This window comes from Stenotrophomonas indicatrix (assembly GCF_050573115.1).
In the GTDB taxonomy this organism is placed as follows: Bacteria; Pseudomonadota; Gammaproteobacteria; order Xanthomonadales; family Xanthomonadaceae; genus Stenotrophomonas; species Stenotrophomonas lactitubi_A.
This window is the reverse complement of record NZ_JBNYZT010000001.1, coordinates 742573-756597: the sequence shown is the minus strand read 5'-3', so window position 1 is coordinate 756597 and position 14025 is coordinate 742573. Positions and strand designations below refer to the sequence as shown.

Here is a 14025-nt window from a genome sequence, read left to right as displayed (position 1 = left end):
GGGGGGACTTGTCGATGTTCCCCGGCAATGCGCACACTTGCGCTGGAAGGGGGCTTGGGGCCCCGCTGTCGCTGGGGAGGCCATGCCGTCAGCACCATCCGCCTTGTTCCCTGACCGCTGCGGCATCTCGCCACGGCTTGCGGGCAGCTGTGTCGGCAGGAGAGGCGGCTGATGGCCGATCACGGCAACAGCGGCAACGCATTGCTGGAGCGGCGGCTGCAGGAACTGGCCGAAGAGCGCCGTCGCCTGGCGATGATCATCGAGGGCACGGCGGCCGGCACCTGGGAATGGAACGTCCAGAGCGGACAGATGCGGGTCAACGAACGGTGGGCCGAGATCGTCGGCTATCGGTTGGACGAGCTGGAGCCCATCTGCCAGAAGACGTTCATCGCGCTGGCCCATCCGGACGATCTGGCGCTGTCCGATGCGGCCCTGCAGGACCACTTCGAGGGCCGTACCGACCACTATGCCTGTCTGTTGCGGATGCGCCACAAGAGTGGCGAATGGATCTGGATCCACGACCGCGGACGGGTGTTCGAGTGGGACGGGCAGGGTAGGCCGCTGTGGATGGCAGGCGCCCATGCCGACGTCACCGAACTGCAGCGGGCGCGCCAGGACGCGGCCGAAATGCGGCAGCGCCTGCAGGCAGTGGTGGATGCATCCGACGAAGTGGCGGTGATCGCCACCGACACCGACGGCATCATCACCCTGTTCAACACGGGCGCGCAGCGACTGCTTGGCTACACGGCTGCTGAAGTAGTGGGTGGGCGCCGGCTGGACGCCTTCCACGACCCGGTTGAACTGCAAGCGTGGCTGCGGCCGCTGGCGAGCGCTGATGGACAGGTTCCCGGTGTGTTCGAGGCACTCAGTGCGCGCGCCGACGGCCAGACGTATTCGCGGCAATGGACACTGCTGCGCAAGGATGGGCAGCGCCGCCAGGTGCGCCTGTCGATAAGCCGCATGGATGGCGCCGATGGCGAGCGTATCGGTTACGTCGGCATGGCCATCGACATCACCGAGATCCTGCAGGCACGCGCCGAGGCTCGCCTTGCAGCAGACAAGTTCGCAGGTGCGTTCACCTCGGCGGCACTGGGCATGGCGCTGGTGTCGCTGGAAGGGCGTTGGCTGGATGTCAACGACGCGCTGTGCCGCATTCTCGGCTATCCGCGCGAGGAGCTGCTGCAGGTCGATTTCCAGCGCTTGACCCATCCGGCCGATCTGCAGACCGATCTGGCCCTGGTGCAGGATCTGCTGGCGGGGCGACGCACGCACTATCACCTTGAAAAGCGTTACATGGGCCGTGATGGCAACACCATCTGGGCGCGACTGTCGGTATCGCTGGTCCGCAATGAGCGCGGCGAACCGTTGCATTTCGTGTCGCAGATCCAGGATGTCAGTGCCCAGCGCAGCAGCGAGCAGCGCTTGTTCGAAAGCGAGCAGCGCAGCCGCATCACTCTGGATGCCGTCGCCGACCTGGTGCTCAGCGTCGCGCTGGACGGCCGTATCGAATATGCCAATGCCGCTGCAGTGCGCCTGCTTGCCGGCGATGGCGCGCTGTCGCTGGCCGGGCACAACGTGCAGGATGTGTTGGCGCTGACCACCGAGTATGCCCCGCAGTCATTGCTGGACGTCGCGGTGCTGCTGGATCCGGACGGCAATGCGGTGGACCTGCACGCTGATCTGCTGCTGCGGATGGGAGCGGCAACAGTACCGGTGGACCTGACCCGTGCCTGGTTGCGTGACGACGAAGGACATGTGCGCGGCGCCGTGTGGGTACTGCGAGATGACACGCAACAGCGCGCCCGACAGCGTGAGGCGCGGCATCTGGCCGAGATGGATCCGCTGACGGAACTGGGTAACCGGCGTGGGTTCGAGGTGCACCTGCAGCAGGCGATCACCCGCGTGGAGCGGACGGGCCAGGCGGCTTCGTTGATGTATATCGACCTGGACCGGTTCAAGCCGGTCAACGATACCTTTGGCCACCTGGCTGGCGATGCGGTGCTGTGGGCCGTGGCCAGCGTGCTGCGTCATGGTGTACGCGATTCGGATGTGGTGGCGCGCCTGGGCGGTGACGAATTCGCGGTAATCCTGTCCGGGTGCAGCCCGCGGCGTGCCGCCCGCATCGGCGGTGAGTTGCTGCACACCCTGTCCAACCTGTCCATTCCCTGGGACCAGCACCGGCTGCGGATCGGTGCCAGCATCGGCATTGCACCGCTTGCTGCCGGCATGAGTGTGGACCAGGCCGTCGCGGCTGCCGATGCCCAGTGCTACCGGGCCAAGGCGATGGGCCGCAACAATGTGCAGGTGCAGGGCGAAACCAGTGAACTGCCCGGCGGATCGCCGACGGATGGCAGCGACCTCAGCGACGGCTGATCTCAGCCTGTGAGAGGGGCGCGGCAAATACTGCGCCAACGCCCCACCTTCGCAGGCAAATGAAATGACGTCCTGGAACCTGAGTGCAGTCCGTGCCTATGCGCCAGCGATTGTCGGCTGGTCCCTGGCTCTCTCCGGCTGGCTTCGGCTGGAGCAGCTGCGCAACGATCAGCAGGCCCGCATGCTGGTCCCCGTGGTGCAGTGGGGCGTTGCGGTGATGCTGCTGGTCACGCTGGGCTGCATTGTCGCTGCCAGCGTGACGATCTGGCGTGCGGGGCGTCGTGATGCGCAGCAACGCCCTTGATCTGCACGCAGCGCTGGGCGGGCGGTGGATGGCTACAGCGCAGCCGGATCCATCAGCAGGAACGTGCCTGGACTGCGCTGGTGCGCATCGATCAGGGGAACCAGGCGGCGGAAGTGCTCGGTTGCGCAATGAGTGTCCAGCGCTGCGCGATCCGGCCACTGCTCAATGAATATGAAGTGGCCGGGATCTTTCTGGTCGACGAACAGGTCGTAGGCGATGCACAGAGGTTCGCTCCGCGTGCAGGCAACCAGCTCGCGGTATAGCGGCAGGACGATTTCGACCGCGTCAGGATGTATGAAATCCTCGGCGATGACCTTGAGCATGCTGGAACTCCCGTGCAGGAAACTCAACATTGTAGGTGTGCGTCGCCACGGCCTCAGCGCAGCACCGCCTCGGCATCTACCAACTGCACGTCGTGCATCATGTTGAGGTAGGCCTCGTAGTAGCCCTTGTGCGAAGCGCCAACGATGGCCAGCAGGCGGGTTCCTGGCCGCTCGCCCAGCACTTCGCGGATGTTGGCGACCATGCGCAGGTTGCGGGTTTCCCAGTAGCCCACATAGTTGCGACCAAAACCCTGGGGCGAGGGTTCGACCAGCGCGGCGCCGAAGTCCGCCTGGTAGGCCTGCAGTCCGACGTCGGGGCGGTTGTAGGCGCGGTACAGGTCAAGTACGCCACCGACCTTGCCGACGTTGGCATACAGCGGTTCGTCGGCGTCCCGCCGTGCGTTTGCCTGCGGATTGTCCCAGGCTTTCATGATCGCTTCGCTTGCTGCCTTCTCGTCCTCGGGCGGGGTGGGCGAATCGGCGGTGTGGTCGTCCACTGCCCACAGGCGTTCCAGCCCCAGGCGGGCAGCGAGGACTGCCGCCACCAGGTTGGTTTCATTACGGCGGGTCAGGCTCTTGTCGAGAATCTCGACCAGCGCAGCATCCAGGCCGTCGGCGGCGATCCGGTCCTGCACAGGCAGGCGCAGCCATTGCACCTGTGCCGATCCGCGCTCGCCAGCGGCCAGGAACACCGCGGCCACGTGCCGACGCTGCGCTGCTGTCGGGTTTGCCGGCCATGCCGACAGCAGACGTCCCATCTCGACGTTGGCGCTGGGCACGTCGAGGCCGGTGGCGACGCGGGCCGCATCGGTGTCGAAGCAGTAGGTTTCAACGCTTTCGGCATAGCGGCTGGGATTGCGACGCATGAAGTCGCACTGCAGGCCGGACAGGTTTTCGGTGGCAATCGCCTCCGGGCACCAACGTGCCAGGCGCTGCAGCAACGGTTCCAGCATGGCCGGCTCAAAGGTCTTGGGCAGCCCTGACAGATGGGCTGTCCCAAGCACCAGTACTTCGTTGTGGCGACCGGCAGGTGGCCCCTTCAGCTGGTCGGGATGGAAGCTGGGGCGGAACCCCGCGTCACTTGCCAATGCGCTGGCACTGCACAGGCTGAGGATGATGATGGCGCTCAAGCGTTGAAGCATGCTGCCTCTAAGGAAAATCCAGTCAGTGCGGGCATGCTGCCGGCGGCGTGCAGGCAAAGGATGTCCCGATGGTCATTGCAACCTTCTGCGTGTCTGCCGCATCCCCTTTCCGTCGGTGCTGGTCCAGAATGGTGGCTGGAAGACTTCCGGAAGCGCGTCATGGATGAAATCGCCCCCATCGTAGCCGCAGGCGCCGTGCTTGGCGCACTGGCTGGCTGGATCGGGCCGGGCAGATGGCGGTGGCAGCTGTTGCGGCTGGCACCGTTGCTGCTGGTGCCGTTCGCGTTGTACATCCTCTCCACCCGCAACTGGTTCCTGGGTGGTGGCGGGCCGCTGGTGGCACCCTCCCTGCTGGTCGTCTGCGGCAGTCTGGGCTACCTGCCGGCGGTGCTGGCAACGATGCTGCTGCGCTGGGTTCTGCGGCGCGCTGCCAACCAGAGGCTGACCCCCTAAAGTTGTCGGCCGCCCCGCCGATACCATCTCTGGAGCCCGCTACAGGCTCCCGCTGCCGGCCCCGAGGCTGCCTCCGATGGGCGGCCCGTGCGGTGTGCTCCGCCGCTGTTTGATGACGATCGCAGCTGCCTTACTGTTTCTGCCAGTCGCTCGAGTGACGCCCGTTGGCGTCTGCACGTCCCAGGCAATCGAAGTTGCCGCCGGGCATCCCGCCCGGCGGGTCGCAACCGCTACCCGGACACCGAGGATCAGACGATGCTTATTTCAGGCTCCATGGAAGGTGCTCAGGCGCCGGCCGAAGTGCTCACCCGTTGGTCGCCCCTGCGCGCGCTGCAGGGGGTGTTGGGCAGGCAGCGCCGCGCCACGGAAGTGGCCGAGCAGCATCGACGTCACGTCGAGCTTGAGGCCCAGGTTGCTGCACTGCATCGGGTGCAGGCGGTCATCGAGTTCGCCCTCGACGGCACCATCCTGCAGGCCAATGACAACTTCCTGCAGGCAGTGGGATATCGCCTGGATGAGATCCAGGGCAGGCATCACTCCCTGTTCGTCGATCCCGAACACGCGCGCAGTAGCGGATACCGCGACTTCTGGGCGCGACTGGGCCGCGGTGAATTCGATGCAGGGCAGTACCAGCGCTTCGGCAAGGGTGGGCGCGAGATCTGGATCCAGGCGTCCTACAACCCGGTGCTTGACCAGCACGGGCGGCCGTACAAGGTGGTCAAGTTCGCGACCGACATCACGGCGCAAAAGCAGCAGGCGGCCGAGTCGGCGGGGCAACTCGCCGCCATCGACAAATCGCAGGCGGTGATCGAGTTCAGCATGGATGGCCGCATCCTGGCCGCCAATGCGAACTTCCTGGCCGCCACTGGCTATACGTTGGAAGAAGTGCGCGGCCAGCATCATTCGCTGTTCGTCGAGCCCGACTACCGGGCCAGTGTCGAGTATCGCCGGTTCTGGGAAAAGCTCGGCTCCGGCGAGTACGACGCAGGCCAGTACCGGCGGCTGGGAAAAGGTGGCCGCGAAGTGTGGATCCAGGCGTCGTACAACCCGATCCTCGACGCGGGCGGGCGGCCGTTCAAGGTCGTCAAGTACGCCACCGACATCACCGCACAGGTGCATGAGAGCCAGGCCATGCAGCGCGCCGTGGCACAGACGCGCGAGGTGGTGGCGTCGGCGAAGGAGGGCGACCTGACCCGGAGCATCGCCATGGCCGACAAGAGCGGGCCGATCGCCGAACTCTGCGGCGGCGTCAACGCTCTGGTCGAAGCAATGGCCGGGATCATCGGCCAGATCAAATTCGCCGCAGACACGATTGCAGTGGGTGCGAGCGAGATCGCCGAAGGCAACAACGACCTGTCCCTGCGCACCGAGCAGCAGGCCGCATCACTGGAAGAAACCGCAGTGTCGATGAAGGGGCTGGCTGAGACCGTGCAGCGCACTGCGACCAACGCACGCCAGGCCAGCCAACTGGCCGGCGGCGCCGCCGATGTGGCCGCACGCGGTGGCCAGGTGGTGCATGAAGTGGTCTCGACGATGGCGGTGATCAATGCTTCCTCGCGTCGCATCGTCGATATCATCGGTGTGATTGACGGCATCGCGTTCCAGACCAATATCCTGGCGCTCAACGCGGCCGTGGAAGCGGCGCGTGCCGGTGAGCATGGCCGTGGTTTCGCCGTGGTCGCCACCGAGATCCGCGAGCTCTCGCAGCGCTCGGCGGGTGCGGCGAAGGAAATCAAGCAGCTGATCGATGCGTCGGTTGCCAACGTCGGCGCCGGAACGGCGCAGGTCGAGAGCGCAGGGCGGACCATGGACGAGATCGTGGTCGACGTGCGTCGAGTCAGTGACCTGATGACCGAGATCAGCACCGCTGCGCAACAGCAGAGCGATGACATCCAGCAGATGAACCACGCGGTCGATCTGATCGACCAGGGCACGCAGCAGAATGCGGCGCTGGTCGAAGAGGCCTCAGCGGCGGCACGCAGCATGGAAGAGCAGTCCTCGCAGCTGTTGCAGACGGTGGCAGGGTTCCGTGTGCACGCGGGGTCTGGTGCAGGGCATGGCCATGGCGTGCATGCGCCGGCGCTGCGGGTGGTGTAGCGCGTAGAGCCGCGCCGGCCTACGGGGCGACGCGGCTTTCGCCCTGGCCGCCATGCAACAGCGGGTGAGTATGCGCATACATCCAGAAGTCGCGCGGCTGCCCCCGGACACGGCGATAGGAACGCAGCAATCCCTCGCGTTGCATGCCTGCGCGTTCGAGCACGGCAATCGATCGCAGATTGCTGTCGAGCACCGTGGCCTGGACGCGCACGCAACCCAGTGCGGCCTGCGCCCAGGCGATGACCGCGCGCGCCGCTTCGGTCGCCAGCCCGCGTCCCTGGTGGGCAGGGGACAGGTCGTAGGCCAGTTCAGCCCGGTGGTGCTCGATGTCGATGTCGTTGAGGCCGACGGTGCCAAGCAGTTGGTCGGCACTGTCGAGGATCGCCCAGCGGCGGCATCGTGCGTTGCGCGCATGGTCGATGATCTGCCGCTGCAGGGCTTCTACAGAGACATCGCCCCAGCTGGTGTGCTCGACCACGCCCGGCAGCGACAGGTAGTTCGACCAGGCGACCGCGTCCTGCAGGACCAGTTCGCGCAGATGCGCCTGGAACGTTGGGGGAAGGATGGGAGTGGAGTGCAACACCATCGCTCCAGTGTCGGCGGCGTCGGTCGGGCAGGGCAAGCCCGGAAACGACAAAGGCCAGGTCGTAGACCTGGCCTCTGATCGTGGTGCCGGTGAAAGGACTCGAACCTTCATGGGGTCACCCCCGGCTGATTTTGAGTCAGCTGCGTATACCATTCCGCCACACCGGCAGCAGCGGGCTAGTGTACCCGAGCCCGGCGGGCGTTCATAGAGGTGCGGACGAACGGAGCTGAAATGGCGTTCAATTGTCGGTATCGGCCGGTGGCTGGCTATACTGGCGGGGCTTAACAGGCACGGGAGCGATAGCCTATGTCAGCGTTGCAGGACCTGCGGGTGCTGGTAGTTGAAAACGACGAGATGAGTGCGGCCCTGCTGCAGATGCAGCTGGTGCAGTCCGGCGCTCTGGTCGTCGGCTTGGCCGCGTCCGTTGCCGAGGCGCTGCGCCTGCTGGAAGAGGCCGCCCCTGACGTGGCCCTGTTGGATTACCGCTTGGCCCACAACGAGACCAGCGAACCGGTTGCTGCGGCGCTGGCCGCGCGTCGGGTGCCGTTCGTGCTCGCCACCGGCATGGCTGCTGAACAACTTCCGGTCGCGATGCAATCCGGCGTGCTGTTGATCAAGCCCTATCTGTCCGTTGATCTGTCCAAGGCCTTGGTTCGCGCCGTTGGGCGTTCCAGCGCCAGCGTCTGATCCCGCCGCTCAGGCGGCTTCCTCGTAGACGTAACGGATGTCCTCGCGGTCGTCGAGGATGGCGTACTGCACAGCCAGGTTATCCGGGTCCGGGTTGAGCCATGCGTCCAGATGCTCGGCGCGGATCGGCAATACTCCCCGGTCATGGCCGGCAGCGGCGACATCGATTGACGGCCCATCGGTGATGGTGGCGAAAGACAGCAGGCGTCCTTCCGGACCGTCCCATTCCGCCCACAGGCAGGCCAGCAGCAGGTCGCGCGGCGGGTTCGGGCGGAATTCCAGCACCACGTCCTGTGCCTTCTCGTCATTGTGCAAGGTGCGGCCGGCAATGGCGTGGCGAGGTACGTGCTCGTAGAAGGCCTGTACCACCACCACGCCATGGCGCAGCCCGAAGGCCCCGCGCCAATAGCCTTCCAGGCTGTCCCGCCGCGCATTGTAGGTGCCCGGGTAGAGCACATCGTTGCGTGCGGGCTTGTCCGGCAGCCGGCATTGATAGCGCATGGGTTTGATCACGCGCCGGCCATGCTCGCTGACCATCACTGGCGCGTAGGTGCCGGGAAAAATACGGTTGTCACGTGGCAGCAGCTGTTCCCGGTGCAGGTCATCCAGCCGTGCCTGCGCGCGGTCGATGCGGTTGCCGGCAACGCGCAGGTCATTGCGTGCCTTCTGTGTAGGCCGCGTGGCCAGGGTCGCATTGGCGATGTCGCGACGTTCAAGCTGCCGTTCCAGTTCGGCCTGCAACTGTTGTCGCTCCTGTGCATGCCATTGCTGGATCTTCGCCACGATGTCGCGGCCCAGTTCGGTACGCGCACCTGCAAATCCGTCGTCCATGGCTTTTGGCGTCTTCGGCCGTTTCTTGCCGGGATCATGCGCATAGAGTTCGGCGAATTCCTCCAGGGAGAGGACGGCGCCGAACTCGCGCACGAGCTTGGCGTAGTCGGCGCGGATCAGGGCGGAATAGCACATGGGACTCTGCTGGAAGATGGGTCGCAGCGGCTGCGACGAGGATGCGGCAGGATAGCCCGACCTTCCAGGAGACGTTGCATGAATGATCCAGAGACGATCCAGTTCCGCGAGGCGGTGCCGACGGTCGAGGACTACTGCCAGCTGCGCGCACTGGCCGCACTCAGCGCAAAGACGCATGAGGCGGCGACGCGGGCATTGCCCAACACGGTCTTCGGCGTCTGTGCCTACCAGGGCAGCGAGCTGGTAGCGATGGGCCGGATCATCGGCGATGGCGGTTGCCATCTGCAGGTCTGCGATATCGCCGTGCTGCCGCGTCTGCAGGGGCAGGGTCTGGGCAAGGCGGTGATGCAGCGTCTGAGCGACTGGATGCAGGGCAACCTGCCGCCGTCGGCGTACGTGAGTCTGTTGGCCGATGGCGAAGCGCATCGGCTGTATGCGCAGTTTGGCTTTGCGCCGACCGCGCCAGCCTCGATCGGCATGTATCGCCGGTTCTGAGGTGCGGTCACCGCGGAATCGCAGGCAAAGAAAAACCCCGGCCGAAGCCGGGGTTTCAAAGATTGGCGTCCCCACGGGGATTCGAACCCCGGTCGCCACCGTGAAAGGGTGATGTCCTAGGCCTCTAGACGATGGGGACGCACGAAAAACTTCAAGTTGTAGAACTTTCGACGGCCTAATGCCGAAAGTGGTGGAGCCAAGCGGGATCGAACCGCTGACCTCCTGCATGCCATGCAGGCGCTCTCCCAGCTGAGCTATGGCCCCATGAAACTTCGGATTCCTGCTGGGAGCAGGGTCCTCTTTGAAACTGGCGTCCCCACGGGGATTCGAACCCCGGTCGCCACCGTGAAAGGGTGATGTCCTAGGCCTCTAGACGATGGGGACGCACGAAAAACTTCAAGTTGTAGAACTCTCGACGGCCTAATGTCGAAAGTGGTGGAGCCAAGCGGGATCGAACCGCTGACCTCCTGCATGCCATGCAGGCGCTCTCCCAGCTGAGCTATGGCCCCGTGTTACCGAGCTGCCTATCATACCTGCCTGTTCACATTTGTGGAAGCTTTTTTTGAAGCTTTTTCGTCGAATCGTTCATTGCCACAAGGGCAGGGAGCGTTCCGACGCCACAACCTGAATGCCGGTGGGCGGTGAACAAAAAAGACCCGGTTATCGGCCGGGTCCTCGTTGTTCATGATGAGTGGCGTCCCCACGGGGATTCGAACCCCGGTCGCCACCGTGAAAGGGTGATGTCCTAGGCCTCTAGACGATGGGGACGCAGATCTCATCAATGTTCTTTGCGACCTTTCGACGGCCTAATGCCGAAAGTATGGTGGAGCCAAGCGGGATCGAACCGCTGACCTCCTGCATGCCATGCAGGCGCTCTCCCAGCTGAGCTATGGCCCCACGTCGCTGAGGAGCGAAATAATAGCTGTGCCCCCGGGGGTTGGCAAGCGCTTTGTTGCACTTTTCTTCACGTAGCGCGCGCGGTGGCGCAGCTGCGTTTTCTGCATGCCGGGCAGTACATGTGTCGATGCAGAAGCGAAGGGTTCAGCGGTCTTCCCCGGTCAGCGCTGCCAGGATCGGGCACTGGTCGAGCGCGCCATGTCCGGGGCAGGCAGCGACCAGCTGGGAGAGCGCGCCATGCATGCGCTGCAGCTCTGCCATCCGCAGTTCGATGTCCTGCAGGCGTATCCGCGCAGTGTCACGCACGCTGCCCATGTCCTGCGGGGGATGGTCGCTGAGGGAAAGCAGTTCACCGATTTCATCGAGACTGAAGCCCAATGCCTTTGCCCGACGGATGAAGCGCAGGCGTCGCAGGTCCTGCTCGCCGAAGATTCGGTAGCCGCCTGCCGAGCGCGCGGCGGTAGGCAGAAGCTGCTGACGTTCGTAATAGCGGACGGTATCGATGGGAACGCCGGCCTGACGTGCCAACTGACCAATGTTCACGGCGGACTCCTTTGGACCTGCCGTGCATAGTCATCCCTGGACTCTGGTCAAGAGTCAAGGCTTTGCCAGCGTCGCCTATTCAGCACACTTTGCAACTTTCTTCATAGCCCCCAGGGCAAGGCAGTTCCTACCCTTCGCCTGAACCGGCCGCTCGACGGCCTGAACCGGAAGAGGAGGTGGGGAGTGGAGGGAATCAGGAACGAAGGATTCGTCGAGGTTGCGGTGGTGGAATACCCCGGAGGCGACCCGTCGGCCGCATCGGTGCTTGCGGAAATGGCGCACGTCGCCAATCGTCTGGTGCAGCAGCAGCGCCGACCCTGCAAACGGGTGCTGGTTACCCGCTGGATCGTGCCCGCCAGCAACACCGGGGTGCATCGCATTGCCGGTGCGGAGATGCTGGATGCGGCAATTCCTGCGGTGATCGCCTTGCCGGGTCAGGTCAGTTCCAGCGCGTCGGTGCGTGCCGAGGATGTTCTGCTGGATTGGTTGCGAGCCCATTACGACGGTGGCAGCCTGCTGGCCGCCGCGGGCGACGGGGTCAGTGTGCTGGCGCGGGCCGGTCTGCTGACGGGGCGCACGGTATCCGGCCCTGACCTCAACCGTCATCCGGCGCTGCAGGTGCAGGTCGGCAGCTGGGCGCCCAGTGAACGCGCGCTCGTAGATGATGGTGATCTGCTTACCGTGGGCGGCGCACAGGCGTGGCGCTTCCTTGGCTTGCGCCTGCTTTACCGGCTCCACGGCCAGGGCGTGGCCAGCGCGGTGGCACAGCAGTTGGGGATCGTGGTGCCAGTGGGCATCCAGCAGGATCTGGAGCGTTTCAGCGCCAATTTCGCTCATGGTGACCGCGACGTGCTGAAGGCACAGCGCTGGCTGCATACCACGGCTGCACGTGGCGCCACGCTGGGTGCGATCTGTGAAATCTCGGGACTGGAGCCGCGGACGCTGCAGCGTCGTTTCCTGAAGGCGACCGGGCTGCGACCCATCGAGTACTGCCAGCGACTGCGCGTGGCCAAAGCACAGACCTTGCTGCAACAGGGCGCCAGCATCGACGAGGTTGCCTGGGGTGTGGGATACGCGGATCAAAGCGCATTCCGCCGGCTGTTCCTGCGCATCGTCGGCATGACACCCGCCAACTATCGTCGCCACGTCAGCAGCAAGCGCCGCGATCGACCGCTGACGCCTGCCGTGGCCGGCAGCCTGCGTGGGTTGAGCGCCTCACCGGGCACACAACTGGGACGCAACGCCGCTTGATGAACGATGTTGGATGCGTCGTGCTTGCATCGCGGGCACGACGCTTTGACCATGCAGGTCTCTGCAGGCGAGTGCGGGTGAATTGATGTCGAGTATTGGGCCGGTGCCGATGCCGGTGGTGTTGATCCTGATCTTCCTGCTGCTGGCAATGGCCATTGCGCGGATCTGGTCGCGTGGCAAGCCTGGTCCAGCCCGGCCGCCCGCGGCTGGAATGGTGCTGGACATGTTGCTGGTGGGGCTGCTCTGTGGCCGGCTGTCCTTTGTCGCAGCGCATTTCAGCCTCTACCGCGAAGTCCCCTGGAGCGTGCTGCAGATTACCGATGGCGGGTACCACCTGCCCGTCGTCGTTGGCGCTGGATTTGCCTGGGCGCTGTGGCGGTTGCGCAGGCAGCGCCCGTTGAGGACGCCGGTGCTGGCAGCTGCACTGATTGGGCTGTTGTTGTGGGGCGGGGCAAGCCAGGGGCTGGCGTACTGGCAGGCAAAGCAGATGCCACTGCCCACACTGCAGGTGGTCGACCTGCAGGGCAAGGCGATTGACCTGCAGCAATTTCACGGCAAGCCGCTGGTGCTGAATCTGTGGGCCAGCTGGTGTGGTCCGTGCCGCCGGGAGATGCCCGTACTGGCGACGGCGCAGCAGAAACATGCCGATATCCAGTTCGTCTTCCTCAACCAGGGCGAGACCCTGGCGGAGGTCCAGACCTTTCTTGACGCTGAACACATCGTGCTGGGCAACGTTCTGCTTGATGAGGCGTCGGCTGCGTCGACCACGCTGGACGTCCGGGCTTTTCCTTCCACGTTGTTCTTCGATGCGCAGGGGCGGTTGCAGGAGCTTCATCTCGGCGAACTGACCCAGGCCGGTCTTGAACACAAACTGCGCCGGCTGCGGTAGCCTGCGCTGGCATCCCACTACGGAGTTTCCATGTTGTCGATTTCCCCGCGCATCGCGCATACGCTGATGCTGCCGGCCATGCTGGCGCTGGCTGCCTGCAGCCAGGCACAGACCCCGCCGAGCAAGGATGCCGCTGCACCGGCAACGGCTTCGGCATCGGCAGCCGCCAAAAAGGGCGAGTTGCCGGCTGTCCTGAAGGGCATCGAGAAGCATGGCTTCGAGGTGGTGTCCGAATTCGACGCGCCGGGCGGCCTGCGCGGCTTTGCCGGCATGGTTGGCGGCCAGCAGCCAGCGGCCGCTTACGTGACCGCCGATGGCAAGCATGTGCTGGTGGGCAGCCTGTTCGACGCCCAGGGCAACGAAGTTGCGGCCGAGACGCTGGAGAAGCTGGTTGCCGCGCCGATGTCGGCCAAGATGTGGAGCAAGCTTGAAACCAGTGCCTGGGTACGCGATGGTAAGGCTGATGCGCCGCGCGTGGTGTACACCTTCAGTGATGCCAACTGCCCTTACTGCCACAAATTCTGGGAGGCGGCACGCCCCTGGGTGGACGCAGGAAAGGTGCAGTTGCGCCACATCATGGTCGGCGTGATCCGTGAGGACAGCCCGGCCAAGGCGGCGGCGATCATGGCCGCACGCGATCCGAGTGCGGCACTGCTGGAGAACGAGCACCAGTTCGATCGTGGTGGCATCAAGCCGCTGCCCAGCATCAGCCGGGAGATCGCAGCCAAGCTGGATGCCAACCAGGTACTGATGGTGGAGATGGGCTTCCAGGGCACGCCGGGCATCCTGTTCCAGGATCCGCAGGGCCAGGTTCAGCGACGGGCCGGCCTTCCGCAGGGCAACGATCTGCAGGCAGTACTCGGCCCGCGCTGAGGCACCCAACATGCTGTACTGAGCGACAGGCCCGCATGGCAACATGTGGGCCTGTTGCTTTCTGCGACAGTCCCTGCGACGAGGGCTGCGCACGTCGTGAACAGATGTCACGTCTGAATCGTGACTGACATCAAGCATTTCGCTTT

General features: G+C 64.8%; 14 protein-coding genes and 7 tRNA genes. 9 read left to right on the top strand and 12 right to left on the bottom strand.

The features are described 5' to 3' along the window. Nucleotides 1-171: 171 nt before the first annotated feature. Entirely contained in the window at nt 172-2373 is a 2202-nt protein-coding gene (locus ACQ5SA_RS03370; protein ID WP_353100261.1) for a PAS domain S-box protein, read from the top strand. Between the two features lie 64 nt (nt 2374-2437). After that, nucleotides 2438-2677 carry a hypothetical protein gene (locus ACQ5SA_RS03365; protein ID WP_353100259.1) on the top strand — a complete coding sequence of 80 codons (240 nt, stop codon included), beginning with the start codon at nt 2438-2440 and terminating at the stop codon, nt 2675-2677. 32 nt (nt 2678-2709) lie between these two features. On the opposite strand, the gene ACQ5SA_RS03360 is transcribed toward ACQ5SA_RS03365, so the two are convergent. After that, nucleotides 2710-3000, bottom strand: a complete 291-nt coding sequence (locus tag ACQ5SA_RS03360; RefSeq protein WP_099821542.1) for a putative quinol monooxygenase — start codon at nt 2998-3000, stop codon at nt 2710-2712. A gap of 53 nt (nt 3001-3053) precedes the next feature. Further along, entirely contained in the window at nt 3054-4142 is a 1089-nt protein-coding gene (locus ACQ5SA_RS03355) for a DUF5694 domain-containing protein (RefSeq protein ID WP_499312656.1), read from the bottom strand. Between the two features lie 159 nt (nt 4143-4301). On the opposite strand from ACQ5SA_RS03355, the gene ACQ5SA_RS03350 reads away from it, so the two are divergent. Both ACQ5SA_RS03350 and ACQ5SA_RS03345 read left to right on the top strand, forming a co-directional pair. After that, nucleotides 4302-4595: a hypothetical protein gene (locus ACQ5SA_RS03350; RefSeq protein ID WP_230110415.1), complete on the top strand. Its 294-nt coding sequence runs from the start codon at nt 4302-4304 to the stop codon at nt 4593-4595. A gap of 255 nt (nt 4596-4850) precedes the next feature. After that, on the top strand, nt 4851-6692 hold the full coding sequence (locus tag ACQ5SA_RS03345; protein WP_499312654.1) for a methyl-accepting chemotaxis protein: 1842 nt from the start codon (nt 4851-4853) through the stop codon (nt 6690-6692). Between the two features lie 19 nt (nt 6693-6711). Here ACQ5SA_RS03345 and ACQ5SA_RS03340 read toward each other — a convergent pair whose 3' ends face one another. Together ACQ5SA_RS03340 and ACQ5SA_RS03335 are read right to left on the bottom strand one after the other, a co-directional pair. Then, complete coding sequence (locus ACQ5SA_RS03340; RefSeq protein ID WP_499312652.1) at nt 6712-7278, bottom strand: GNAT family N-acetyltransferase; 567 nt, start codon at nt 7276-7278, stop codon at nt 6712-6714. 81 nt (nt 7279-7359) lie between these two features. After that, a tRNA-Leu gene (locus tag ACQ5SA_RS03335) sits at nt 7360-7445 on the bottom strand. Nucleotides 7446-7584: 139 nt separating this feature from the next. Between ACQ5SA_RS03335 and ACQ5SA_RS03330 the strand changes: the two genes are divergently transcribed. Then, the gene (locus ACQ5SA_RS03330; protein ID WP_353102201.1) at nt 7585-7965 is read left to right on the top strand and encodes a response regulator; all 381 of its coding nucleotides are present in this window, start codon (nt 7585-7587) and stop codon (nt 7963-7965) included. Between the two features lie 9 nt (nt 7966-7974). Here the strand turns inward: ACQ5SA_RS03330 and ACQ5SA_RS03325 are convergent, their stop codons facing one another. Beyond that, complete coding sequence (locus ACQ5SA_RS03325; protein WP_499312650.1) at nt 7975-8931, bottom strand: SOS response-associated peptidase family protein; 957 nt, start codon at nt 8929-8931, stop codon at nt 7975-7977. A gap of 78 nt (nt 8932-9009) precedes the next feature. On the opposite strand from ACQ5SA_RS03325, the gene ACQ5SA_RS03320 reads away from it, so the two are divergent. Next, a complete protein-coding gene (locus tag ACQ5SA_RS03320; protein WP_499312649.1) occupies nt 9010-9426 on the top strand; it encodes a GNAT family N-acetyltransferase in 417 nt (138 codons plus the stop codon). A 63-nt stretch (nt 9427-9489) separates the two neighbouring features. Here ACQ5SA_RS03320 and ACQ5SA_RS03315 read toward each other — a convergent pair. From ACQ5SA_RS03315 to ACQ5SA_RS03285, 7 genes are all read right to left on the bottom strand, one after another. Beyond that, nucleotides 9490-9565, bottom strand: a tRNA-Glu gene (locus ACQ5SA_RS03315). 49 nt (nt 9566-9614) lie between these two features. Further along, nucleotides 9615-9690 (bottom strand) — tRNA-Ala (locus ACQ5SA_RS03310). A 44-nt stretch (nt 9691-9734) separates the two neighbouring features. Continuing rightward, a tRNA-Glu gene (locus ACQ5SA_RS03305) sits at nt 9735-9810 on the bottom strand. 49 nt (nt 9811-9859) lie between these two features. Next, a tRNA-Ala gene (locus tag ACQ5SA_RS03300) sits at nt 9860-9935 on the bottom strand. A gap of 183 nt (nt 9936-10118) precedes the next feature. After that, nucleotides 10119-10194: transfer RNA gene (locus tag ACQ5SA_RS03295), tRNA-Glu, on the bottom strand. 53 nt (nt 10195-10247) lie between these two features. Then, a tRNA-Ala gene (locus ACQ5SA_RS03290) sits at nt 10248-10323 on the bottom strand. Nucleotides 10324-10467: 144 nt separating this feature from the next. Beyond that, the gene (locus ACQ5SA_RS03285) at nt 10468-10866 is read right to left on the bottom strand and encodes a MerR family transcriptional regulator (protein WP_230110409.1); all 399 of its coding nucleotides are present in this window, start codon (nt 10864-10866) and stop codon (nt 10468-10470) included. 183 nt (nt 10867-11049) lie between these two features. On the opposite strand from ACQ5SA_RS03285, the gene ACQ5SA_RS03280 reads away from it, so the two are divergent. The 3 genes from ACQ5SA_RS03280 to dsbG all read left to right on the top strand — a co-directional run bounded on the left by ACQ5SA_RS03280 (nt 11050) and on the right by dsbG (nt 13879). Continuing rightward, nucleotides 11050-12117 carry a GlxA family transcriptional regulator gene (locus ACQ5SA_RS03280; RefSeq protein WP_353098342.1) on the top strand — a complete coding sequence of 356 codons (1068 nt, stop codon included), beginning with the start codon at nt 11050-11052 and terminating at the stop codon, nt 12115-12117. A gap of 85 nt (nt 12118-12202) precedes the next feature. Beyond that, a complete protein-coding gene (locus tag ACQ5SA_RS03275) occupies nt 12203-13006 on the top strand; it encodes a TlpA family protein disulfide reductase (protein ID WP_499313322.1) in 804 nt (267 codons plus the stop codon). Nucleotides 13007-13036: 30 nt separating this feature from the next. Further along, on the top strand, nt 13037-13879 hold the full coding sequence (gene dsbG / locus ACQ5SA_RS03270) for a thiol:disulfide interchange protein DsbG (protein ID WP_499312647.1): 843 nt from the start codon (nt 13037-13039) through the stop codon (nt 13877-13879). The last annotated feature ends 146 nt before the right edge of the window (nt 13880-14025 follow it).